The sequence below is a fragment of the Rhizobium sp. 2MFCol3.1 genome, from assembly GCF_000377565.1.
Lineage (GTDB): Bacteria > Pseudomonadota > Alphaproteobacteria > Rhizobiales > Rhizobiaceae > Rhizobium.
Genome location: NZ_KB898363.1, coordinates 97,312 through 118,222, shown reverse-complemented (window position 1 = coordinate 118,222; position 20,911 = coordinate 97,312). Strand labels below are relative to the sequence as shown.

Genomic DNA, 20,911 nt, shown 5'->3' with positions numbered 1-20,911 from the left:
CAGGGAGTGAACATGGCAAAAGTCTTTAAAATAGCCGGCGAGCAAACGCTGACCCAGAACGGGAAGCTCGGTGCCTGGCTGTTCGTATTGAGCCCGTTGGCATCGGGCTTGTGCTATTACTGGTTCTTGGTCGAGGCCGGGAAAACCTACGGCGGTCAGCCGGAAATCCCGTTGGCGCTCATGGTTGGCGCTGGCCTCGCCTTCCTTGGTGGCCTCGTGATGATCATCGTGGGCAGGTCTTATTCCTACCGCGCCTACGAGGAAGAGCAGAAGCCGGCTGAATCGGGCGGCCTTTGGAGCAAGTAATCGGGGCGGCGACCGAGCCGCCCCTATACCGCGTCAGAAAAGCGCGTCGAAGAGATCCGCGGTCATCGGCCTTTGAGAGGTGACCGTTTTCTCTGCCTCAGGCTTTGACTTGTTCTCGATATCCGCATGAAGCAGATTGAGTTTAGTCGTGTCCATGGCCGAGAGAGCATCAATCTCCCAATCACGAAGGGATATCCTTCGCCGCCTTGCCCATGCGTCTAGCTCGGAGAAGGTGATCGGGTTGAACCCATACCCAGTGCTGCACCTCGCCCGGTCCAAGTCTTTGAACCAGTCCCAGACATGCCGTGCTGCAATGGGTATGAGAGGTTTCTGCTTCGCATGCCGATCGCGAAGCGCCTGGCATAGCGCTCGCGTCAGCTTTTGGCGAAAGAGGCCCGCTTTCCCGCCTTTTTCTCAACCTGCTCGCGGATGAACCGGAAGCGCGTGAAGAGCTTGACCGCATTTTCTTCGGTGCATTCCAGATCCTGGCCATCAAGCTTGATTGGCGTCCACGAGATGATGCTCCTCGCTAGGACCTGAAGGGCGCGACGGTCAAGTTCGGCCGCCGTCGTGTGGCTCGCATCTTCACGATCGAGGTATTCATCCGTGAGATCGTCTACAGCCTTGCGCTGACGATCGCTGTCCGGGCCGGCCACCTTGATCGAGAAGCCGAGCGGCGTCTTGCCATCCAGCCCTTTGATATCGACGTCGATGCCATCGTTCTGGGCCTGCACAGCCTTGTCGAGCGTGGAGAGGTCGACAGCACCAGTGTTTTCAGTCTTTGCCATCAGGGCTTCTCCTTACGTGGCAGACGCCGCAACGCGGACGATGTTGGAGTTGATTTCGACGGTCACGTTCATGTTCTGAACGGTGTTTGCTTCACCGCCCTGCTCATTGGCAGAGGTGACGAGGCCGACGAAGTAGCGGAGCGAGTTCTTCGGGCTGGCGCCGACCGCCGGCTTGTCGTTGAGCTCGATCTTGAACGGATAGTTCTGATTGGTCTTTTCAGCCGCGATGACAGCGATCTGGCCTGGGTCCGTAGCGGCAACCGCGAAGACGTTCGCCATGCTGCCGGCGTTGCGAGTGCCCTTCTGCTTAACATCGCGCCCCTGATCGATCAGCGACGTGGTGATGAGAGCGGACGCATCACCGAAGCCACCCATCTGGGTCCACTTCTTGATCTCGGTCCAGGTGATGGCGGTGAAGTCGGACGCGTCGACATCCTCGTCCGGCAGATCCATTGCCGGACCGATATAGATCTTGCATCCGGCGACCGGGTATAGCGTAGCCATTGGTCTTTCCTTTCGTTAGGGGAAGCACCGCCACCGGATGGTGACTGGTACGGTTATGTGCGTGTCGCCGGTGACGATCACGCCAATCTCTGGATCCTCGTCGATCCTGACCTCGGTATCGACGCGAACGAGCTTGGTGCCGCGGCGAAGGAATTCGCGCAGCTGGCCGGCGAGGTTGATCGCATCTACTTGGGCGGAACCCTTAGGCCACATCACGTTCGTGCGGAGAAAACCTTGCCGGATCGGATCGCTCTCGAGAGAGATGTCAGTCTCGATCGACCGATTGAAGTGCACCTCAACGCTGACAAACTTGCTTTGCGCGGTGGGTGCGAACGCTACCCCAGGCAGCACGACCGTCACCCCAGATGGAGGCACGAATGCCTGCGCCCTCAGGACAAGCGCCTGGAATATTTTCATTTCAGTAGTGTCGGCCATCTGATATCCGTGGCCTATGGCCAAAAAATTGTTGAGCGATGACGAGGTATACGAGCGGCTCCACTCCGCTTTTCTCGCATTGGGCCGAGAGAACGCATCCTCTGTCGTTGGCAACACAACGATCCAGACGGCTAGGGTTGCGCTTCAGTCCCTTCAACAGGGGCTTCTCATGGCAACTGAAAGCGGCTCTGATCGAAACACCGCTATTGCCGACCCGCCACGCGATCCATAGCTTCCTGTTCGACAGCTTTGACGATCTGCGGCCATTGTTGCGCGGCCCGCTGGGTCCAGCCGATGCCCTGCTGATTGTAGCTTCGGCCCAATGAATCCGTCCCGACGAAGCCATATTCGAGCCTTCGCGCGTAGGCCATTGTATAGGCGGCTACTATCCTGTCCCCGGCAACCGCCCCTGCTATAGCCAGCTGGATCTCGTCAGGATTGTAGGTAGGAGACGCCGTCTCATCGGTTTTATCGGCGGGCGGCGGCGGCTTGTTCACCAGAACTACCAAAGAAGCTCGCAGAAATCCTTGATCATACGGCAGATATCCACCTTCGCGGTCAGTCTTCTGCATGACCTCGATCACGCGCTGGGTCGATAGTCGGAAGACGGCATTCAGTCGCTTCTCAGTCGCCTTTACCCAGTCACTGACCTCATTTGCAAATCGGGCCTTTCCCCTCGAAATCCTGCCAGATCGAGTGAAAACGCCGACTGTGGGGCCGCGCGCCATCAGTCCAGATCCGCCAAGAAATCGATCTTTGTTTCCATCCAGCAACGGCAGTTGTGGGCGACGATATTATTTGCTATGACAAGTCCATTCTGAGTTTGGAAATCAAACACCTTGCCTTCATAGGGAACCCTTCGGATATGGCTCACGGCAACACTGGTAAAACTCCCGTCGGCTCGATGGAAGCTAGACGCGCTAGACGCTCCCAGCACCTCGAAAAAGTCAGAGTTTTTTACAGCGAGGGGCTGAGTGTTAGAGGTATTGGCACGCGCATCGGCATCTCTGACGCGTTGGTCAAAAGCTGCATCAACGATCTGGGGTTGCCTCAAATCACTCGTGCTCGCGCCAACGCCGTTAAGGGCGAAGCGACTGCTGCTAGACACGCCAAGAGGCGACGCCAATACCTTGACCGCGTCAAGGAACTTTACGACGACGGCTACACCGTTCTTGCCATTGCTAGTGCGCTGGGAACATCCAGAGGAACCATTACCTCTTGCCTTCTTGATCTTGGGTATCAGCCTCCAAGCGTTTCTGAGGGAAACCGAAGGAGCGCCTCCTTCGCTTCCGCCGAAGAACGCCGCGACCGAGCGGCAAAAGCCCATGAGGCCATGCGCCGAAAGGGTTCTGTTGCGACTACGCTTGCTAGTAAGGCGAGCGAAAGTCAAAACTCCCTGCGATATGTCGGTTTCGGCGAGAGTGATGTTGCCAAACGCTTGACGAAGCGTGGCATTGAGTGCACCCCGCAGTTCGCCTGGCAGCGTTATAACATCGATGTCATGGCTGGGCACGTGGCCGTGGAAGTTCACAACACCACGACGCGCCCGCACGCTAGCACCAACCGACTTTGCCGCATCGTAGAGCTCGTCGGCGCGGGGATCAACGTGGCCTACATCTGGCTTGGACGAGCCACCGAGATCAGCGAAAGCGCGATTGACGAGCTTGTCGCCTTCCACAACATGACCGGCAGGCACCCAACCGCGTTGGGTCAATATCGGGTGATTAGGGGTGACGGACAGATAGACATCACCTCCAACCGAGAGTTCGATGAGATCACCGCTGTACTCATGCGCTACTGCGGCAACCAATCCCGCAGGTGAAATGCGTGACCAAGGGGCAAAGCAGTTCACGATCTCGTCAACGCCACCATGTGGGTCGCCAGGATAAGCGAGAAATCTGCCGCGCGCGGTTTCGAACATGTCATTGATGCCGACTATCTCGTTGTTCAGCTCGCGGTGCGTGTAACGGGTCCTACCGTCGATGAACGCGTGCCACTGCTTGACGACGACGCCAGCCGATACCCTGCCTTCTGCTATCGCTTGATGCATCGATGCCATTTGACCTTTGTTGAAAGCAGTCATGGTCTCAGTGCGCGCGATGGTTTCGCCGCGGAGCTGCAAAAGCCGGTCAGAGTATCTGGTCGTCATCTTGGCAACCATATCAAGCGTAACAGGCTTTCCATCGCGTATAGCTTGCTTAATTGTGGCATCGAAGCGCTTGTCCCGGCGCCCCATCTCCAAGACCTTCTTCATTTCGTCCGGATCGCCAGACAGCAGGCGAACACGCATGGATTCGACATAGCCAGCCTGCACCGACGTCAAGCCGATTATGCCCCCCTCGCGCTTGAGGGTTACGGGGTTCACACGGCCGACGATATCGAGAGCGGTGCGGCGTGGTGCCCTGCCCTGCGCTATGCCGTCAGCAAGAGCCGTGCGTATGGATGCCCGCTGATCTTCGCTGATGTTCGTGATCAGTGTCGAGCTTGACTGGCGCAAGTCCTGCTCGGCCGACGGGTGGCGAACATCGAAGCGGAAGAGCGCCGTCGATCCGTTGTTCTTCGTGACCTTCGGCACGCGCTTGGCGGCTTCTTCACCGCCGCTCTCGAATGTGGCCTCGTATGCCCTTGTCATTGGACGAAATGCAGCAGAGTCAAGATTGATAGCTCGAGCTGCTCGTTCGATGTCGCCGGCCTTCAGGGCCTCTTCCATTGCCGTGTAGCTAACGTTGGACTTCAGATTGTCGACGCTTGATAGGAATGCTTCTCGCATTGACGGCTCAAGCTCATCGAGCAACCCTCGTATCCGAGCACTAGGTCGTTTAGCCATCAGACGAGCCGTCCCTGAACGATATGCACTACGTTGACGATCCCATCGTAATTGTTGGGGTCGCTTGCAATCACGTGGTACTCGACCCCGCCTGCGGAGACGATGTCACCAACCTGTGGCACGACAGCGAGACCGACCGAGGAGATGTAGATCTGCCGGTCGGTGGTCAGGATCGTCGTTCCGTTGATGTATCGCTGGTCATAGGTCATCGGCACCAGTGTGGCCGGGTAGCTTGTTTCTGTGCCGTCACCGCCGAGAACCGGGTCGGGAGGCGTGATGCGCTTGATGGTGCCTTTCTGGCCATACTTGGCGATCAGGCGCTGCGCGGTTGCCTGAAGGCGGGAAAAGACCGGGTTTGCCATCAGGGGGCCTTTGCCGGGGCGATTTCGACATGCAACAGAGAGCCGACGGCACTGATCGTGATGCCCCCGTGGGCCTTGTCGCCGAGCTTGTCGAGTTCAGCGTTCACAGCCTCAATGGAGGCTCGGAGCTTATCAAAAGCTTCTGTTGTGCTTTCCACGGCCGTGTGGTCGATAGCGATTGTCAGCTTTTCCATGATCGTCTCCTAAACTACAAGGATCCCAGGCAGGACCGGGCAAAGGAACGGCCAGAGCAGCCCCTCGATCGCCGTGACAACTGGTGTAGCCATCGCAACCATGTCCGCAACGTCAGACGACGAGGACGAGGCGTACTCGACTTCCAGCTGGCCGATCTTCTCGCGCTTCACTGTTGAGGTGCCGGTCACCACTGGCGACAGGCTGCCGGGGTTCGTCAGTTCAAGGAATGCCGCCTCATAGGATGCGTTCTCGATCGCCACAGGAATGGCATCAGATGGGATGCTCTCGCCATAGTAGGTCGAGGCGCCGGTTCGAGGCCAGGATCTCTCTTGAGCAAAACCGCCCGTGCGCGTGCCCGAGAAGAACCGCTCATAGCGATCGATCACCATAGAACCGCGCTGACGTGCGGCGGTGATCTGAGCTTCAGTCGTTCCATCGGGAAGGACATAGCCGGCCGCCTCGGCATAGGCCGTGAAGCCTGCATTTTCGCCATATCCAGCCATGTCATTCTCCGATGAGGTGGTGGGCCCGGCGGTTGCCCGCCGGGTGTGTCTGTTATGGCTGTGTCGCCAGCTCTTCCAAGGCGGCGACGATCTCGTCCTTCTTGGCGGGGGTCTTGTCGCCGAGGAGTTTGGTGGCGGCGGCCTTGAAGGTCATGAACTGAACTTCAGGGTTGGATGCCATGGCCAGGACTTCGGCGGCCGTCTTTGGCGGCTCCTCGTCCTGCTTTGCATTCGCCTTGAGCTTGGCGAGTTCTGCCTCGCGATCTGCAAGCTGCTTACGCAGGCCTTTGATCTCGTCAGTTTCGCCGGAAGCCGCAGCCTTGGCAGACGGTGCGCTCGGTGCGCCAGGGTTGTCCGTGTAGGAGCCCTTGACCTCGAACCACTGCGTTGCCTCGATATGCTGCTGCTCGCGAGCGTAGACCTCGACCTCGACCGTTTCCTTCGGATCGACGAGGATAGGCCCGTTAACGGTGTTGATACCGCGCGGGCCAGGCTGAGTGTTGGTGAACTTCATCAGCTGATCTCCTTAGATGCCGTCGAGGTAGCGAATGGACTTCGGACGGCGGATGTCGACGCCACCCAAGCGGAAGATGCCAGGGACATCGAACTTGAGCGGTCCCGTCTGCCAAGCAGGCAGGAAGCGGAACGGCATCGGGATGTGCATCTTCACCACTTCCGGCGAACGACGATAAGCCACCATGCGCTTGGTGCCGCCGGCGCCTGCCGCGTCGAGGAAGCCGAACATGCCGCGGATGGTCAGCGGCTGGCCGGTGGTCAGGGTGTAGATGTTGTTCTTCTGCACCCATTCCAGGATCGTCGTCTGGTTGACGGCGTCGATGCGACGGGTGGAGATATCGAGCAGCACCGAGTACGGCAGGAGCAGCGTGTCGGCGATCTCCGCACCGAGCGTGCCGGTGAAGATGCCGGTCAGCTGACCGTTGATGTCGCGGAGGATCTGATCGGGCGTCTTGCTGGCGAAGGTCGTAGCGGAGCCCGTACCGTCGGCCGGCGCAGTCGTGGCCGTCGGGGTGCTCGCATTGACGAGACCGGTCAGGCCCTTCGTGCTGTCACCAACGAAGGCAACGCTGTCGATCTTCTCTTCCGCCACACGGCGGGCCAGAGAAGCCTTATCCGGGGTCAGGTTCATGCCGAGAAGCTGGGCAGTTCCAAGCTCTTCGAGATTATACCCGTAGCCGATCGCGGCCATGCTGACGCCGGTTTCGAACTTCTCGCGGGTCAGTTCGACCTTCGGGACATCCTGCGCGTTGCCGTTGAACCACTGCGCCTGGCCGACGCCGTCCATCGAGAAGTAGGTGACGGACTGGATCCATTCAGGCGCCGAGGTGTCGACAGGGACCAGGGACGGATACTGAATGTCCTGGTACCGGATCGCGTAGACCGTAGGCTCGATCAGCGAGGCCTGACGGATGAGAAAGCTCATCGCGACCTGCTGAGCGTCGTTTACATGCATGTTCATGAGTGTCGCTCCTGTTAGCCGAGACGCAGGGCAGCGAGGGCAGCACCGGAAGTGCTGGTATCCCACTGAGCGTTCGCGATGAGGGTGTTTCCGGATGCGACGTTCGTCAGGACGCCGGTTGCCGGGACGTAGTAGACGGGATCGCCGACGGCGACCGCAACGGATGCCTGCACGACGATGACGCCCTTCTTCATCAGGGCGACATTCGAGTACTGCTCGTACTTGCCGGTAGGCTGGGTGGTGTCGAGCACGGCGATGCCGGTGAACTTGACCGTGGCTTCGGAGTCCACGACCTGGTTGTCAGCGGTGCCCTGCACGCCGACCTTGCCGAAGCCGATACCCTCAACGTCTTCCGCGACGCGGGTGACGATGTCGTTCGGCTCCATGTTGAGGACCATGCCCTCGACCCAGCGCGCATGCTGGGCTGCGTAAGTGGTCTGAACTGCAGGCATTATGCTGCTCCCTTCGACTGGTTGCTCATCCATGCCGTGGACATGTCACTGACCATGGACGCATGAGCGGCGGTGGAATTGTTCGTTTCCGTCGGCTTGAGGCCATCCTTCACGACGGCGGCGAACGGATCGGCCGCGCCCTTGGCTGCGTCCTCGACCAGGAGATCGAAGCGAGCGTCGACATAGGCATCAGCCTTGCCGGCGACAGCAGCATCGCCGAACTTGGCGACGACGACGGCCTTGCGGATGGCCGCGTCGGTCAGACCGTCGGTCTTGACGTCCTTGGCGATCGACTTCGCGACTGCGATGAGGTCGGCGCGAGCCTGCACCTTCTTGTCGAGATCGGCGTCGGAGAGAACCTTGGCCTTCAGCGCATCGATCTCTGCGTCCTTCTTGGCCATCTCGGCATCCTTGGCGGCAAGTGCCGTCTGATGTGCCTTGTCGGCATCCGAAAGCTTGGTATGGGCGTCTGCAAGCCGCGTCTGCAGCGTGCCGATCACCACGGCGCCCTGGTCGGTTACTTCAACCGGGATGCCATCGACGGTAACCGTCTTCAGGGTCATGATCTTTTCCTCTGTGGGTTTGTGATCAGGGGTGAAAGGGCTGACGCCCCATGTCGCACCGTCTCCGATGCGAGCTTGTGAACCAGCCCGAGCGCGATCAACGATCGCCAGGTGGTTGATCTTGATGTTGGTCTGTTTGGCGTCGTAGGCTTCGCCAGAAGGCGTTACGCCGTCGCCCCAAACGAGATCACAGCTATAGCCAGCCGAGAGTTCACGCTTGTCGCCCTCGACCTTGCTGATAGCCTTGGCATCCTTGAGGATCAGCGGCAGCCATACCCACTCGCCGTCCTTCTTGGCGGCAGTGCTGACCTCTCCGACGGCCAGATCCTTCCAGTTGTCAGAGGTGACCGATTCCTTCGGATGGTCATCAGTGACCGGCGCGTGGGTGAAGGACTGAAGGCTGGCGTCCGAAAAGACCTCCTCCTCAGGCCGGTAGACCCGCACGACACGCATCTCGGGCTTACCCACCTCGTCACCGAGATAGAGCTGAATGCCGGTGCGCACGGCCTTAGCTTCGGCCACGAGGTATCCATCGGCGGTCCGACGGGTGCCGGACACCGTGACAGCGTCGGTGAATTGCATGATGTCAGTCCTCGCGAAGCTCTTCGAAGATTTCGGGGCCGAGAATGATCTTGCCCTGGTACGGCGTGACCTTGGTCAGATCGACATCGCCACCCACCTGGATGGTGATATGAGGTTGGTACTCCGGCCAATCCCACGATGCGCCGAGCTCGACCATGGCCTGGTGCCGCCACTTCAGCTCATTGGCGACGATCAGGAGGGCGTAATAGTTCCCGTCCTGTCCGAACGCTTCCATCTGACGAGGACCGCCGGCGCTTATCTCCAATCGCGGTGACCAGCTCTCGCCCATCTCGAACCAATCGACCGGGGTACGGCTATGGATGACGGTGACATGCAGGTCAGGCACGACGTCGGTGAAGCCCTGCTCTTTCGCCCATGCGAGGATATCAGCACGGTTGAGGACGTCACGGCGGACATAGAGCGTGCGTGGAGCGGCGTCGTTCGCTGCCTGCTGCATGCGGGTCACGTTGTTGTTGTTCGCGGCCTGGGTGGCAGCAGCTGCGGCCAGTTCCTCTTCCGAAGGCTCCTGCTCCTCGATCGGGCCGAACTCCTCGACGGCTTCGGCGAGGCCTGGCAGGTTGCCATCCTCAACGATCCTGTTGATGAGAGCCTTGGACACCGCCTCGCGGGTGATGATCTCCTGACCAGAGGCGGTGCCGACAAGCTGACGGGCGCCGTCCGCATAGGCCTTGAAGACCTCCGCGCGCTCCTTTTCGGTCATGGTGTAGAGCGGCGCCCACTCGTAGTAGATCGCGGCGTCTCGCTTGCCGGTGGCTGAGCGGATCACGATCTCATCGAACCGCCACAGGGATGGAGACAGCTTGTTGCGCTGGTCTGCCGATACCTTGTCGTAGTAGTTCTTGAGGGTGATCTCGCCATTCGAACCGAGCCCAGACGGGGCATCCTGAAGGAAGCGGACCAGCGGGATATCAGCAGCACCGGCGGCGACCTGCAGGTATTGGCGCAGTAGCTCGGGATACTGGCTGAGATTGATGGTCTTCTGTTCCCACCGCTCACCCTTGGCATTCTCCCCATCGCCGCCGTTACCTTCCAGGAGAAGCATGTTGAACATGCTCTTCATGGTGTTGGCGTAGGCAAAGCGCTCGGTCAGCTGCTGGGTGGTCTTTGGGTTCTTAAGGTACTCCGACAGGTTCGGAACATACAGAACGTCGGTCTTTGCCTCAGGCAGGAGCGCCGCTGCATGACCCTGCGAGGACGCAGCGTTCTGAACCGCGTCGTAGACGATCTGCAGGACGCTATCGCCCCAGATTTCATCCGGAGACGCGTTCTTGTCGAGAATGGGCGCACCGATGAACCGGACAACCCGCGACGGATGGATCTGAACCCGGCTGCCTGTATTGCTGGTGAACTCCCACATGACCGGCTCGCCGAAATACGGCGAGGTAATGTCTCGGTTGATTTCAGTGTAGCTGACCTGGTCACGCCCAAGGACGTGAACGTATTTCAGCGCGTCCTTGCCGACCCGCTCGAGGACAAGCTCCTCATCTGGTGCGCCGGAATCGACGCCGATGACAAGGAGAGCGCCACCTCGGAGCCGCGCGAGCTGCAAAGCCTCGTTGACCTTGGCCTGAATGTTGATCTGCGGAAGCCGCTCGACTTTCTCGATCGCCTCGACGACCGCCTCGTCGGCCTTCCACTCTCGCCACTCTCGGGTCATGTCGTCGGGGATGATGTCCACGACCTTGCGGCCCATCCAATCCGACCGATGCATGGCGATCAGCTGCTGCGGGTCGATCGGCGTAAAGACGAAGGCGTTGCCGACGGTCTTGTCCTTCGACGTCCCAAGGCCGCTGATCAGGTTCTGAAGTCGGTCAAAGAGAAACATCAAACGACCCCAAGCATTCCATAGTTGAACCCGCGCTTCACCATCGGCCCCAGGGCGTAACGGATCGCGTCCATGTAGTGGTTGTTCGCGTCGACGATGTCTGTGAGGACGTCACCGCTCAATCTGTCGACCTTGTAGGAGTAGAGCCGGCACTCTCTGGCTGTCTTCTCGCAACGAGGGTGAACAACGATCTTCTCGAAGTTGCGCATGAAGGCGATGCCGTCCTCGACACTGCCCTTCCATTTCTCAACCGCCTCAGACTTCGGAAGCCCGTGGCGGCGTATATGACTGATCCCCTCCGGCCTGGCGCTATCCCATCGCGTTGTGTAGCGATGGAAGTCCGGAATTCTCTCGCCAATATAGGTGCCGTAGTCGTCGAGCTCCAAGGCGGTCCTGCCTGCCTCGTACTCGATCCACAGACGGCCATCGCCAATCCAGCACCGAATCGCGGCGGTCGGGTCTTGGCTGAAGCCAAAGTCGCCGCCCTGGTATGGCCCGTCCCAATGCGGTTGCGGCTCGAATTCCTCGATCTCGAACTTGCCGGCGAGGATCTGCGCATCCGTGAGGGTGAGAAATGCCCCTTCCCATACGTGGTCATATGTCTCCGGCCGGAGACGCTTGTCTTGCAGTCGCTGCTCATTGAGGACGCCGGGAAACCAAGGGTTATCCGACCAGTTCACGTCCGTGATGAGGCAATCATCAGCCTTCTGGGTGATGAAGCGCTTGTTCGTGGCGCTGTCCGGACTTTCCGGATTGTAGCTCACCCAATTCTCGACGTACCAGCCTGGGCCTTCATCGCGAAGCGTCGGGATCAGCTTTCGCCAAGCGATCTCGGAAACGTTCTCCGCTTCATCAGTCCAGTTGCCGATGATGCGGGCCTTCGACTTGATGCTGTCGAGATTGTGCCTCAGGCCAGCGAACGCGTAGCTGATGCGCCGGTTCTGCGTCCTGATGTACTTCTCGCCAATGTCGAAATAATCGGCCAACCAAGGCTGCGATCGTATCGACGCCTTGATCTCCTCCATGGAGCTTTCGTCAAGGCTGTTAAGGTGCTCACGGCTGGCGAGGAAGACGCCCTCGACGCCCATCTCCGCCAGTTGGTAGACGCGCAGCGCAGACCTAAGCGCTAGGCCGCGTGTCTTGCCTGATCCTCGTCCGCCCTTGAAGACACGCGTTCTCGCCGGTCGGGCGAAGTTACGTGTGATCTTGGGGATTTCCTCAATCCGTACCTTCATCGACTTCTGGCGAGACGAACTCGATCGTGGTTGGCTTCGGCGTCATACTGCCGTCGCTGGATTGATGATCGACGTTCGAGAGCTTTGGATGGACATATGGCGCTGCGGCTTTGGCCGCCTCGAACCTGTCCTCTGTGGGCTTCGTCTCGTCTCGCAGGATGGAAAGCATGAAGTCTAGCGGAGTAAGCCCGCTCTGGATGATTTTCTTCTGACGCTCAGCCGAAGCCTTGTTCGGAGTACCCTTGATCCGGCCGCCTGTTTTTTTGCCTGCTGCCATCTTGGTCTACTCACTGTCTACTTTAGATGGATGCATCACGTTCTTGCCATTGAAGGCTGTGACGTGCTCCTATGGGAGGTCGAATTCCAGGAGAGATAAGGATGCCGAAGTTTATCGCGTGCTACGACTTGAACGAAAGGAACAATCCGCATTCAGAGTTTTTGAAAGCGGCTTACGATCTCGGATGGTCCGTATGGATTAAGGATTCCGGAGGGGAATGGAACAAGCTCCCGAATACAACCTTAAAAGGAACGTTTACGGACAGCGACGCAGCCGTAAAAGCATTTAAGGATATTAAGCCCGCTGCCGAAAAGAAACTTGGAAAATCCATCACTATCGAGAAATGGGTTGTGGCTAATTATAGCAGCGCAACACTTCACTCCGATGAGGAATCTAAGTCGGAGCCCAAATCTAACTGAGCGCCTATGTCGCGATCTCTGCCCTACAGATTGCTACTGACGGGTACAGATTGAGACACCGAAGGAGGGAGGCCGGTGCGGGCCTCGCCTCCATTGCAGGTCATGCGAAGATGCCGCCATAACTTCGGCTGTAGTGAATGCGCAGGCCGAAGATCGTAATCAGGAAAGCCTTGCCGTATTCTAGTTGTCGGTGGAACAGACGAGGTCGGAGGCCAATGGCGAGCTTTGCCGAGTATCCACCACCAGGCTCGCCGGGCCGTCCTCGTTCCCACATCAGTCGGAAAAGCCGCAAGTGGTTCTGGATTTCGTCAAACCGCAGCACGCTCTTGAAACGGAGCGACGGCGCCGACAGGATGAACAGCACGAGGGCCGCGCAGCCGATCGACAGCGCAATGGGCAACGGCGCGATGATGGGCGGCGCAACAGTTGCGGCGATGGCGAGAGCGGCACAGGCGAAGACCGCCAAGCCGCAGATGATCAGACTTCGAAGCATGCGCATGCTCTTTCCTTTCTGCTTGGTTGAACGAGAAAGCCCGCCTCAGCGAACCGGGCGGGCTGTGTGGTCGGGAGCCCAGTGGGCTGCTCGTTAGATGTCTGGTACCAGCGTCGAGCTGTGGCCACACCACAGCGCCAAAGACATCAGCTCCCGATATCGACGGGAAGGAACGGCCAGGCACGAACCCCGACCCTCGAGCTATTGCCCGCCTTCCCGATTAGAGACCCACCTGATGCGCATCGTGGAGAGGCGTGGTACGTTGGTTGCGGAGACAGGATTTGAACCTGCGACCTCTTGGTTATGAGCCAAGCGAGCTACCTTGCTGCTCTACTCCGACATGAAGGACACGGGCAGGACGGACGTTAACTCGTCAATCGCGGGTTCGGTGGAGCCGCGACATCCCCCAGCGCGACGGTTGCACCGAACACAGGGCCGTCAAAAGTGCTGGCGCATGATGCAAGGACGTTGGTTTCCTGCTTCTGCCCGATTTGAGAATCGAAAAGCCGCCCGGAGGCGGCCTGAATTTTGAATGCATTTTTCCTTTGGGCGGAAGTTGGAAGCTTCCCGCTGGGCCGTCGAGTATTCCCTATGCACTTTGGCATGGTCCGACTGCACACCCAAATCACGCCGCTGAATATAAAGCGGTTGAGCTTGCCCTGCAAGCCTCCATCTCGTTATCCATCGCTTTCAATTCATTGAGGATACGGAGGACATGGTGGCGGCTCGAGGGCGCGAGTTCGTCTATTGCCGCCTCTGCCATCATGCGCAGCGGAAGCTTCTTGCGCCGGCCCTTCGGGAAGATCAGGCCGAGGCGCTTGTTCAGGGCGTTGCGACGGTGAGCTTGGGACAGCGTCAGCCGCTCCTCGCGCTGGCGCTCCCATTCCTGCTGCTTTTGGAAGTCGGCGAACATGAGGCTGCCGATATCGGTATCGCGGAACTTGATCGGGCCGCGATCAAAGGACGGGCGAATGAAGGCCAGGACGCCGTCGATGTTGCGGACGCGCTCGAAGTCGCTCTCGCCGATGTTGACGAAGGCATACCCCACCAACAGCGGGAAGCGCCGCTCGCTCATCTTGTTGGTGCGCTGGTGCTGGGTGATCGTCCAGAAGGACGGCATGTAGACCTCGATGCCCTCGTTTCGGATATTGCGCTCGACGATGCTTTCGCCCTTGCGGCGCTCGCGCTTCAAGCGCTCTGCTTCCGTCTCGTCGTTCGCCGGCTCTAGCACCGTGGCCATGCGCTGGGCGCCAGGAACAGTTCGAACCGCATACCAATTTGTTTCCGCCATTGTGTTTCCCTCTCGTCGAACCGCCGCTCGGTTTATCGAAATTTCGGGTGAGTGATCGCCGCCAGGATCATGTCCATGGCGATTTCCCGGTTGATGCGCTGCGATCTGTCGGTCTCGACATACGCTGCTATCCCGCTTGGGATGTGAGTGACCCTGACGCCGGGATTTGTCCCGACATGCTGGCCGCCGCGATGGTGGATGCCGGGGATCGGCCACACCTCGATCTTGATATCGTCTGGCACGATGGTCATGGCTTGGCCGCCTTCCTTCGAGCCTTGGCAAACTCCTTGCCAACGACTGATACGCTGCCTGCGAAATCCTCTGGGAAAAGACCATGGCCGCAGCTCGGGCAGGCCGGGACAACCTTGCGTCGACGCCAGACCTCGTCGACGTTTTTGGCGGCGATCGATCGGCACTGGAACCGGGCCGCCTCTTCGACTTCCTCGATCTTCTTGTTGATGTGCTTGTATGCCCGGTCGTATTGCTCAACCAAAAGCGTAAAAGCGTCGAAGGCGTCCACGTCCTTTTCGCAGTCCCTACACCACACCCGACGCTCCCGAGGATCGTAGTTCATGCGGGCATGACGGCACGACGATGCGGGTCGCCTTGTCATTCCTCGGGCAACGCGGAGATCGCCGATGTCAACGACGGTGACGCCTCCGACGTACTGCTGCTCTTCAATCCGTTCGTCCGTCATCGTGCCGCTTCCTGAATTGCTTCGGCCGCCGCCGCGGCCTTCTTTGGATGGTGGATGCCGCGCTGTAGCTTTCTGGTCTTGTTGCACCAGTCGCACATCGGCTCGTCTTCGCCTGGATTGTTGCCGGCCGCGCATGCCTTGATGAATTTGGCCTTCCGGGTCTCATACGAACCGCAGACGCAGCGCACGACCCAATTGGTGCCATTGCCAGAGACGATTTCCGCGGCGATGCCGATGACTGTCAGGCGGGCCACCTTCACCCCAGTCAGGTCAACAAACGATGCCTGCTTCAACTCGCCCTCGCACGGACGCCTCACGGGGATCGGGTCGGCCGAGTGCGTGTGGTGTGGGGCCGGAGACCACTCGAAATGCTCTCCCCTCGCCGCTACCCGGCCAGCAACCTTGTCGCTCGGGTGAAGGGGAGCTACGGCGTCAAAATCGATATGAGCGAAGCCTTTCATGCCGCACCCCGCAGTTTCCCGACCTTCCGGATAGCGTGTAGAATCGTCGTATGGTCTTTGCGGAACCAACGGCCGATCATGGGCAGCGAGAGATCGGGTCGCTGAGAATAGACCTCGTACATCGCGACCTGACGTGGCTCGGTGATTGAGCGAGGCCGGCGCCCGCTGCGGACGTCCGCGATTGTCGTGCCGGGGTATCTTGCCAAGACCTCACTGACGATCGCCTCGATGGTGCGACGGCCGGCGGCGTCGAGATCCCCCGACAAACACACCTTGCCCGATGTCGAGAAGGTGCTGACAGCGTTCCACGTCCTGAAGGCGATGACGTGGGCATCGAAGGTCAGCATGCCGCTCTCCCACATCGGGAGCTGCTTGGCGAAGAAGCGGATGACTGGCGCCGGCTTCGGAGCTGCCTCGATCTTCGGCGCCACCTTCACCACCGGATTGAAGCATCGGCTGTGGGTGGCAACCGCCGCCGCCCTCATCTCTGCCGCACTGGTGAACTCTCTTGCTGTGACGATCATCTGAAACTCCTTTCGGATCTTGCCTTCTCGGCGGCTAGGTACTCTTCTCGGGATTGGGGCTTGGTCAGGTGAGACAAGCCGTTCGGGCTCTGAGGGCGCTTGTCAGGCGGCTTGAGCTTCGCCAGGCGAACCCACATGCGTTTACGGAGGTACTTGCCAGCGGATACGACGGCGGTGCGTCCTCCGCCCTTAGCTGCCTCGATGTAGGCCGAGGACTTCGCCATGGCTTCTGAGCGGTCTTCTGGGCTCAGCTCCAGCCAAGCGGCGAATGCAACGTCATCGTCGTCGCTGGCGGCCGAAGGCCAATCATTGAACCAATCCAAAAAATCTTCGCGCTCGCGCATCTCTTTTTCAGTTTGATCCGAACGAAGTGAGGATAGGTCAGAGGTTGTCGGTAACGCGCCCGTATCACTGCAATTGCTTTGCACATGCATCGCATTTGCATCTGAAGCCTGCTTTTTCCCCTTCGAGTACCGGGCCTCTGCCGCCGCTTTCCTCTTCTCGATGATATCGTCGGCCTTCGACAGCTCGGCATCGATGCGTTTGTGCGTCCAGCCAGGGCCAAAGAGCATAGCTAGCATGTCCCGGCTTTCTTCCCACTGCTCAGGCGTCAGCTTGGCGATACGAGCGATGACGCGCTCGTTCTCCGGCAGGTGGCCGTTCTGCCAGTAATGCATGATCAGCAGCATGTAGGCGCCATGCTCTGTCGCCGTCAGGTGACCGGTGTCAGCGAGATAGTCGGCGATGTGCAGAGGCATCCACGCGCGGTTACTCATCGCCGCGCTCCCGCCCTAGACGGTGCTCAAACTCCTGAAGCCATAAGTCTTTGTTTCGGTCGAAGAATTTTCCCCTGCACCAACGTCCGAACATCGGCAGCCACGCATCTGAAAGCCAGATCTCGCGTCCCGTCAGTCGCAGGGTCTTGATGCCAAAGACGTGCTCAATCTTGTCGTCACGGCGTTGATCTGCTGAAGCTTCATGGAAGTTTCTGCCATCGCACTCCACGATGAACGCCTTCCCATCCGGCGTGTCGACGACAAAATCAGCCCTATACGTCAGCAGTTTTACCTGGGGTGTTATCGTCACAAAAGGTTGCTTGCCGCGCGAGGTGGTGACGATTGGATAGGATGGCATTTTACCATCCTCAGCCACATTAAATGCCATCATCTTGGCGAGAGCGATAATCTCGATATGGCTTTCGCAGACCTTATGAACCTGATCGATCGTATCGCGGATCCGGTCGACAACTGTCGGGTGGACGTGCCCGGTCTCTTCCGCGAGGAATCTGTTCAGCCGGCGGAAGTCGTTGAGTTCGCCAACCATGTCGGCTGCGATGTCACTCACCGCGGAAATTGCGGCAGCACCAAGCGGCTTGGCATCATCGTCTTTGCTCATTTCCATATTTCCACTTCGATGTTGTATGCCGCCTTGATGATCTTCCGAACCCGCCGGAAGTCTCGGGTTATGACGCCCTTCACGTCGATGACGCGGAGCCGTCCGTCCTGGTCGTGGTCAATGAAGGCGAAGTCGGCGCGGTAGGTGCCGATGATCTCGCCGTTGACAATCAGCTCAAACTTGCGCTGGCGCTCGAATCCGCTGATGCGTCCAGCCAGCTCAAGGAGCTTCAGGTCTCCATAGACCTCAGCCTCGCGCTTGCTGTCGAAGGTGATGCCGTCGACGATCGTTCGCTTGGCGCCGAACTTGTTGCCGCGCTTCGGCTTGGCGACTGCAGCAAGGTATTCCTCGCGGGTCATGGTCTCGGTCATGCCCGCCCCTCCGCTCTCTGGCGGCGCATGTAGTCGCGACCATAGGCACGGCGGCGCTCAAGAGCGCTTTCCTCTTCACGGAGCTGGTGGATGTCTTTCTCTACCTGGGCTTCTGAGATGCCGAGGAGATTGGATATCTCGATGTAGTCGTGTCCGAGGCGGAACCATTCGAGGGCGTTCATGCTGCACCGCCTTGAGCCTTCTGGGCTTGGGCGCGCGCAAGATTGTCGAAACCCTCGATTGCTTGTTCAAGGCTTTCGATGTGACGGGCATACCGATCCCGCCACTCTTTAGGACGCTTGGCGCCATTCGCCTCGACCGTCAGAACCTTGTCCTGGCGGATCTCGCGCAGATCATCAGCAATGACGTGGGCGGGCTTTCTGGTCATGCAGCCTCTCCCTGGCGCTCGAAGATATCGAACATGGTCGGCGTCGATATCTCCCGCTCCATCGCCTGCAGGTATTTGATGCCATCGAGGAAATAGCCGGGGTTCAGTTCCGAGGCGCGCCCACGGCGACCAAGCTTGAGCGCGCGGTATGGCACCGTGAAGAGACCGCCGAACGGATCGAACACGAGATCACCCGTATTCGAGAACCGCTTGATCAGGCGATCGACGATATCGAACTGCAGCGGGCAGATATGGTTTTCCAAACCCTTTTTGGTCTGATCGCCGTTGAGCGTCCGCATGCGGTTCACGTCATGCCAGGTGAACGCATCGTGCGCGCCGGGGGCGAGGCTCATGAAAGTGGACGGAAGCGCCCCACGGACTTCCAGGGCCTCGCCAATGCGGATGTGGGTCTCGTAGTCGTAGACGTTCTTCATCGTCCACTCGGTGAAGGCCTTGGCGAGCATGTCAGGGCCTAGGGCCGCCAGCTCATCGGGGGTAAGCAGACGATCGCCGGAGGATCGCCAGAAGGCGTGGGCATCGACCTGCCAGCGCGCGCGGGTGTAGTCTTCCTTGTCCTTCGACACGCGCTCGTCGGCATAGGCCTTCGAGGTGTCGGACGGCAGCTTGCGAAACAGCAGGACGTATTCGGGCGAGCCGACGCCCATCTTCGTGCCGTCCTTGCAGTTCTCGGTCCAGCCCAGCCTGTAGGTCTGATTGTTCTCGCGAACGACATCGGTATTAATGGTGATCATGCCCATGTAGGCGAAGCCGTGGGACATGGTGTGGAACAGCGTGCGGGCGTGGAACGGGTTGACCGTCGGCATCCCCATGCCGGTGACATTGCCGAACAGGATGCGATCCTTGGTGTGGCACGCATAGACGCGACCAGGCTTCAGGATCCTGAGCAGCTCCGGCGTCAGGAAATCCATCTGCTTAAAGAAATGCTCATCGCTGTCGGTGTGGCCGAAGTCGTTGTAGCTCGGAGTGTACTCGTAATGGTTCGAGAACGGGATCGAGGTGACGATCAGGTCGACCGAGTTGTCCGCCATGCTGCGGGCTTCCTCGACGCAATCATTGTTGGCGACCTGCCATCCTTCACCGCGCGCCTCGATCCGCTCGATGCCGATCGTCCGTGTCAGAACGTCGGCTGCCGAAAGCTTATCAAGGCCATGCTGGCGAATGATCTCGCTCATGTTCTCAACCATGCGATTATGTGCCTCCCATTTGCCCTGCAGAGTCCGCAGCACTTCGCGCTCGCTCTCGGCGTAGATGATGTGGATTTCGACCTGATCCGTTTGCAGGAAGCGGTAGATGCGGTGCAGCGCCTGGATGAAGTCGTTGAACTTGAAGCCAATGCCGAGGAACACGGCCTTGTGGCAGTGGCGCTGGAAGTTGCAGCCGGAACCGGCAATCACCGGCTTGGCGGCCAGGTGCTGAAACTTGCCATCGCTGAAGTCGACGATCGCCTGCTCACGCTTCTCAAGGTCTTGAGTGCCGTAGATCGACACGACGCCCGGCACCGCCTTCTCGATCGCGCGGCGCTCATCCTCAAGATCGTGCCAGATGATGAAATGATCATCCGGAGCGGCGGCCAGGATTGAACTCATCTTCGCGATGCGAGCGTCCAGCGTGTCGCGCTTCTCCCGGGAGGCGGAAACGACGCCGACGGCCGTGTCTCTGAAAAGAGCCGATTGTCCGTCGCGATCAACGCCGCCGTCGGCAATGTTCGACTGCACCTCGTGATAGATGACATTGAACGGCGGCAGGTCGTACCCTTCAGCTGAGTAGCCGAGGTCAGCCGGCGATTGAAGAAAGATCGCCCAGGAATTCAGCCACAGCCAGAATTCGCGCTCCTTGTGGGGATAGAGCGTCAAGTTGTTCGCCTGGGTGCTATCGCGCTGGAAGAAACGCGTCAGTGCCTGCCCGGTGTCCATAATGCCAAGGAAGCCGGCATAGTGGATCAGTTCCTTGTAGCGGTTCGGGCTTGGCGTGGCAGTGGCGACAAAGCGGTACCGCACGCCGTCGAACAGCGAGAGAAAGGTCTGATACGTCTTCGATCCGTAGGAACGCAGGACCGACGCCTCGTCGAGCGACACGGCGTCGAAGGCGTTCGGGTCGATCTTCCCATCCCGCACCGTCTCATAGTTCGTCATGTAGACGCCGGTCTCGCCAGCCTCTTCGATGCGACGAATGAACTTGATGTCGACGCCAAGCATCTGCCCATCACGTCGAAACTCCTGGCGGACGCCGAGCGGCAAAACGATCAGGGCACGGCCGCCGGCCGCCTTCGTGATGAGCCTGACGATCTCGATCTGTATGACCGACTTACCGAGACCGAATGCGGCGAAGATCGCACGCTTTCCGCCGCGCACTGCCCACACAACCATGTCGCGCTGATGCGGCTTGAGGATCGGGTTTACGTCAGCCGGATCGACTTGCAGGCCAGACACCGGGGCCAGACGGATCTTATTCTTCAGGAAGTCAGCGTATGCGTTCACTTGCTATCCTCCTCTTTGAGCT

Annotated in this window: 29 protein-coding genes and 1 tRNA gene; 2 read left to right on the top strand and 28 right to left on the bottom strand. The window is 59.2% G+C overall.

Going from position 1 to position 20,911, the window contains the following annotated elements; translation table 11 throughout:
* Positions 1–12 precede the first annotated feature (12 nt).
* Complete coding sequence (locus D460_RS0120350) at positions 13–306, top strand: hypothetical protein (RefSeq protein WP_018900425.1); 294 nt, start codon at positions 13–15, stop codon at positions 304–306.
* Positions 307–680: 374 nt separating this feature from the next.
* Here D460_RS0120350 and D460_RS0120340 read toward each other — a convergent pair whose 3' ends face one another.
* From D460_RS0120340 to D460_RS33330, 15 genes are all read right to left on the bottom strand, one after another.
* Positions 681–1,094: a hypothetical protein gene (locus D460_RS0120340; RefSeq protein WP_018900423.1), complete on the bottom strand. Its 414-nt coding sequence runs from the start codon at positions 1,092–1,094 to the stop codon at positions 681–683.
* 12 nt (positions 1,095–1,106) lie between these two features.
* Entirely contained in the window at positions 1,107–1,598 is a 492-nt protein-coding gene (locus tag D460_RS0120335) for a hypothetical protein (RefSeq protein ID WP_018900422.1), read from the bottom strand.
* Positions 1,599–1,613: 15 nt separating this feature from the next.
* Positions 1,614–2,033, bottom strand: a complete 420-nt coding sequence (locus D460_RS0120330; RefSeq protein ID WP_018900421.1) for a phage tail terminator-like protein — start codon at positions 2,031–2,033, stop codon at positions 1,614–1,616.
* Positions 2,034–2,236: 203 nt separating this feature from the next.
* Positions 2,237–2,761 carry a hypothetical protein gene (locus D460_RS0120325; RefSeq protein WP_018900420.1) on the bottom strand — a complete coding sequence of 175 codons (525 nt, stop codon included), beginning with the start codon at positions 2,759–2,761 and terminating at the stop codon, positions 2,237–2,239.
* A complete protein-coding gene (locus D460_RS34580) occupies positions 2,761–4,827 on the bottom strand; it encodes a phage minor head protein (protein ID WP_018900419.1) in 2,067 nt (688 codons plus the stop codon). The genes D460_RS0120325 and D460_RS34580 overlap by 1 nt, the downstream gene beginning before the upstream one ends.
* 32 nt (positions 4,828–4,859) lie before the next feature.
* Positions 4,860–5,222, bottom strand: coding sequence for a hypothetical protein (locus tag D460_RS0120315; protein ID WP_018900418.1), 363 nt, complete (start codon positions 5,220–5,222; stop codon positions 4,860–4,862).
* Positions 5,222–5,416 carry a hypothetical protein gene (locus D460_RS0120310; protein ID WP_018900417.1) on the bottom strand — a complete coding sequence of 65 codons (195 nt, stop codon included), beginning with the start codon at positions 5,414–5,416 and terminating at the stop codon, positions 5,222–5,224. The genes D460_RS0120315 and D460_RS0120310 overlap by 1 nt, the downstream gene beginning before the upstream one ends.
* A 9-nt stretch (positions 5,417–5,425) precedes the next feature.
* A complete protein-coding gene (locus tag D460_RS0120305) occupies positions 5,426–5,920 on the bottom strand; it encodes a DnaT-like ssDNA-binding protein (protein ID WP_018900416.1) in 495 nt (164 codons plus the stop codon).
* A gap of 52 nt (positions 5,921–5,972) precedes the next feature.
* On the bottom strand, positions 5,973–6,434 hold the full coding sequence (locus D460_RS0120300) for a hypothetical protein (RefSeq protein ID WP_018900415.1): 462 nt from the start codon (positions 6,432–6,434) through the stop codon (positions 5,973–5,975).
* A gap of 12 nt (positions 6,435–6,446) precedes the next feature.
* Positions 6,447–7,397: a major capsid family protein gene (locus D460_RS0120295; RefSeq protein WP_018900414.1), complete on the bottom strand. Its 951-nt coding sequence runs from the start codon at positions 7,395–7,397 to the stop codon at positions 6,447–6,449.
* A 14-nt stretch (positions 7,398–7,411) separates the two neighbouring features.
* Positions 7,412–7,849: a DUF2190 family protein gene (locus D460_RS0120290; RefSeq protein ID WP_018900413.1), complete on the bottom strand. Its 438-nt coding sequence runs from the start codon at positions 7,847–7,849 to the stop codon at positions 7,412–7,414.
* Positions 7,849–8,994, bottom strand: coding sequence for a DUF2213 domain-containing protein (locus D460_RS0120285; RefSeq protein WP_018900412.1), 1,146 nt, complete (start codon positions 8,992–8,994; stop codon positions 7,849–7,851). The genes D460_RS0120290 and D460_RS0120285 overlap by 1 nt, the downstream gene beginning before the upstream one ends.
* 4 nt (positions 8,995–8,998) lie before the next feature.
* The gene (locus D460_RS0120280) at positions 8,999–10,840 is read right to left on the bottom strand and encodes a phage portal protein (RefSeq protein WP_018900411.1); all 1,842 of its coding nucleotides are present in this window, start codon (positions 10,838–10,840) and stop codon (positions 8,999–9,001) included.
* Complete coding sequence (locus tag D460_RS0120275) at positions 10,840–12,075, bottom strand: phage terminase large subunit (protein ID WP_018900410.1); 1,236 nt, start codon at positions 12,073–12,075, stop codon at positions 10,840–10,842. The genes D460_RS0120280 and D460_RS0120275 overlap by 1 nt, the downstream gene beginning before the upstream one ends.
* Entirely contained in the window at positions 12,059–12,352 is a 294-nt protein-coding gene (locus tag D460_RS33330; RefSeq protein WP_018900409.1) for a hypothetical protein, read from the bottom strand. The genes D460_RS0120275 and D460_RS33330 overlap by 17 nt, the downstream gene beginning before the upstream one ends.
* Positions 12,353–12,453: 101 nt before the next feature.
* Between D460_RS33330 and D460_RS0120265 the strand changes: the two genes are divergently transcribed.
* Positions 12,454–12,771 carry a hypothetical protein gene (locus D460_RS0120265; protein WP_018900408.1) on the top strand — a complete coding sequence of 106 codons (318 nt, stop codon included), beginning with the start codon at positions 12,454–12,456 and terminating at the stop codon, positions 12,769–12,771.
* 100 nt (positions 12,772–12,871) lie between these two features.
* Here D460_RS0120265 and D460_RS0120260 read toward each other — a convergent pair whose 3' ends face one another.
* The 13 genes from D460_RS0120260 to D460_RS0120200 all read right to left on the bottom strand — a co-directional run bounded on the left by D460_RS0120260 (position 12,872) and on the right by D460_RS0120200 (position 20,889).
* Positions 12,872–13,264 carry a hypothetical protein gene (locus D460_RS0120260; protein ID WP_155947794.1) on the bottom strand — a complete coding sequence of 131 codons (393 nt, stop codon included), beginning with the start codon at positions 13,262–13,264 and terminating at the stop codon, positions 12,872–12,874.
* A 263-nt stretch (positions 13,265–13,527) separates the two neighbouring features.
* A tRNA-Met gene (locus D460_RS0120255) sits at positions 13,528–13,605 on the bottom strand.
* Positions 13,606–13,889: 284 nt separating this feature from the next.
* Positions 13,890–14,555, bottom strand: a complete 666-nt coding sequence (locus D460_RS0120250) for a transcription termination/antitermination NusG family protein (RefSeq protein ID WP_018900406.1) — start codon at positions 14,553–14,555, stop codon at positions 13,890–13,892.
* Between the two features lie 32 nt (positions 14,556–14,587).
* Complete coding sequence (locus tag D460_RS0120245; protein ID WP_018900405.1) at positions 14,588–14,806, bottom strand: peptide chain release factor-like protein; 219 nt, start codon at positions 14,804–14,806, stop codon at positions 14,588–14,590.
* Positions 14,803–15,252, bottom strand: coding sequence for a hypothetical protein (locus tag D460_RS0120240; RefSeq protein ID WP_018900404.1), 450 nt, complete (start codon positions 15,250–15,252; stop codon positions 14,803–14,805). The genes D460_RS0120245 and D460_RS0120240 overlap by 4 nt, the downstream gene beginning before the upstream one ends.
* Entirely contained in the window at positions 15,249–15,545 is a 297-nt protein-coding gene (locus tag D460_RS36805; RefSeq protein WP_018900403.1) for a hypothetical protein, read from the bottom strand. The genes D460_RS0120240 and D460_RS36805 overlap by 4 nt, the downstream gene beginning before the upstream one ends.
* Positions 15,546–15,709: 164 nt before the next feature.
* The gene (locus D460_RS34575; protein ID WP_018900402.1) at positions 15,710–16,237 is read right to left on the bottom strand and encodes a helix-turn-helix domain-containing protein; all 528 of its coding nucleotides are present in this window, start codon (positions 16,235–16,237) and stop codon (positions 15,710–15,712) included.
* Positions 16,234–17,013, bottom strand: coding sequence for a DUF1376 domain-containing protein (locus tag D460_RS0120225; protein ID WP_018900401.1), 780 nt, complete (start codon positions 17,011–17,013; stop codon positions 16,234–16,236). Before D460_RS0120225 ends, D460_RS34575 begins: the two co-directional genes overlap by 4 nt.
* Positions 17,006–17,632, bottom strand: coding sequence for a hypothetical protein (locus tag D460_RS0120220; RefSeq protein WP_018900400.1), 627 nt, complete (start codon positions 17,630–17,632; stop codon positions 17,006–17,008). Before D460_RS0120220 ends, D460_RS0120225 begins: the two co-directional genes overlap by 8 nt.
* Positions 17,629–18,003, bottom strand: a complete 375-nt coding sequence (locus D460_RS0120215; RefSeq protein WP_018900399.1) for a DUF1064 domain-containing protein — start codon at positions 18,001–18,003, stop codon at positions 17,629–17,631. The genes D460_RS0120220 and D460_RS0120215 overlap by 4 nt, the downstream gene beginning before the upstream one ends.
* Positions 18,000–18,185, bottom strand: coding sequence for a hypothetical protein (locus D460_RS33320; RefSeq protein WP_018900398.1), 186 nt, complete (start codon positions 18,183–18,185; stop codon positions 18,000–18,002). Before D460_RS33320 ends, D460_RS0120215 begins: the two co-directional genes overlap by 4 nt.
* A complete protein-coding gene (locus D460_RS0120205; RefSeq protein WP_018900397.1) occupies positions 18,182–18,391 on the bottom strand; it encodes a hypothetical protein in 210 nt (69 codons plus the stop codon). The genes D460_RS33320 and D460_RS0120205 overlap by 4 nt, the downstream gene beginning before the upstream one ends.
* On the bottom strand, positions 18,388–20,889 hold the full coding sequence (locus tag D460_RS0120200) for a DNA methyltransferase (RefSeq protein ID WP_018900396.1): 2,502 nt from the start codon (positions 20,887–20,889) through the stop codon (positions 18,388–18,390). Before D460_RS0120200 ends, D460_RS0120205 begins: the two co-directional genes overlap by 4 nt.
* Positions 20,890–20,911 lie beyond the last annotated feature (22 nt).

Bases quoted from the DNA above. Each gene is read 5' to 3' on its own strand.
- D460_RS0120215 (WP_018900399.1), bottom strand. From the start codon at position 18,003: ATGACCGAGACCATGACCCGCGAGGAATACCTTGCTGCAGTCGCCAAG.
- D460_RS0120325 (WP_018900420.1), bottom strand. From the start codon at position 2,761: ATGGCGCGCGGCCCCACAGTCGGCGTTTTCACTCGATCTGGCAGGATT.
- D460_RS0120260 (WP_155947794.1), bottom strand. From the start codon at position 13,264: ATGCTTCGAAGTCTGATCATCTGCGGCTTGGCGGTCTTCGCCTGTGCC.
- D460_RS0120240 (WP_018900404.1), bottom strand. From the start codon at position 15,252: ATGACGGACGAACGGATTGAAGAGCAGCAGTACGTCGGAGGCGTCACC.
- D460_RS0120335 (WP_018900422.1), bottom strand. From the start codon at position 1,598: ATGGCTACGCTATACCCGGTCGCCGGATGCAAGATCTATATCGGTCCG.
- D460_RS0120265 (WP_018900408.1), top strand. From the start codon at position 12,454: ATGCCGAAGTTTATCGCGTGCTACGACTTGAACGAAAGGAACAATCCG.
- D460_RS0120350 (WP_018900425.1), top strand. From the start codon at position 13: ATGGCAAAAGTCTTTAAAATAGCCGGCGAGCAAACGCTGACCCAGAAC.
- D460_RS0120305 (WP_018900416.1), bottom strand. From the start codon at position 5,920: ATGGCTGGATATGGCGAAAATGCAGGCTTCACGGCCTATGCCGAGGCG.
- D460_RS33330 (WP_018900409.1), bottom strand. From the start codon at position 12,352: ATGGCAGCAGGCAAAAAAACAGGCGGCCGGATCAAGGGTACTCCGAAC.
- D460_RS0120330 (WP_018900421.1), bottom strand. From the start codon at position 2,033: ATGGCCGACACTACTGAAATGAAAATATTCCAGGCGCTTGTCCTGAGG.
- D460_RS0120245 (WP_018900405.1), bottom strand. From the start codon at position 14,806: ATGACCATCGTGCCAGACGATATCAAGATCGAGGTGTGGCCGATCCCC.
- D460_RS0120295 (WP_018900414.1), bottom strand. From the start codon at position 7,397: ATGAACATGCATGTAAACGACGCTCAGCAGGTCGCGATGAGCTTTCTC.
- D460_RS33320 (WP_018900398.1), bottom strand. From the start codon at position 18,185: ATGAACGCCCTCGAATGGTTCCGCCTCGGACACGACTACATCGAGATA.
- D460_RS0120205 (WP_018900397.1), bottom strand. From the start codon at position 18,391: ATGACCAGAAAGCCCGCCCACGTCATTGCTGATGATCTGCGCGAGATC.
- D460_RS0120340 (WP_018900423.1), bottom strand. From the start codon at position 1,094: ATGGCAAAGACTGAAAACACTGGTGCTGTCGACCTCTCCACGCTCGAC.
- D460_RS0120220 (WP_018900400.1), bottom strand. From the start codon at position 17,632: ATGAGCAAAGACGATGATGCCAAGCCGCTTGGTGCTGCCGCAATTTCC.
- D460_RS0120225 (WP_018900401.1), bottom strand. From the start codon at position 17,013: ATGAGTAACCGCGCGTGGATGCCTCTGCACATCGCCGACTATCTCGCT.
- D460_RS0120275 (WP_018900410.1), bottom strand. From the start codon at position 12,075: ATGAAGGTACGGATTGAGGAAATCCCCAAGATCACACGTAACTTCGCC.
- D460_RS0120310 (WP_018900417.1), bottom strand. From the start codon at position 5,416: ATGGAAAAGCTGACAATCGCTATCGACCACACGGCCGTGGAAAGCACA.
- D460_RS0120300 (WP_018900415.1), bottom strand. From the start codon at position 6,434: ATGAAGTTCACCAACACTCAGCCTGGCCCGCGCGGTATCAACACCGTT.
- D460_RS0120315 (WP_018900418.1), bottom strand. From the start codon at position 5,222: ATGGCAAACCCGGTCTTTTCCCGCCTTCAGGCAACCGCGCAGCGCCTG.
- D460_RS0120290 (WP_018900413.1), bottom strand. From the start codon at position 7,849: ATGCCTGCAGTTCAGACCACTTACGCAGCCCAGCATGCGCGCTGGGTC.
- D460_RS34575 (WP_018900402.1), bottom strand. From the start codon at position 16,237: ATGATCGTCACAGCAAGAGAGTTCACCAGTGCGGCAGAGATGAGGGCG.
- D460_RS0120285 (WP_018900412.1), bottom strand. From the start codon at position 8,994: ATGCAATTCACCGACGCTGTCACGGTGTCCGGCACCCGTCGGACCGCC.
- D460_RS0120280 (WP_018900411.1), bottom strand. From the start codon at position 10,840: ATGTTTCTCTTTGACCGACTTCAGAACCTGATCAGCGGCCTTGGGACG.
- D460_RS0120250 (WP_018900406.1), bottom strand. From the start codon at position 14,555: ATGGCGGAAACAAATTGGTATGCGGTTCGAACTGTTCCTGGCGCCCAG.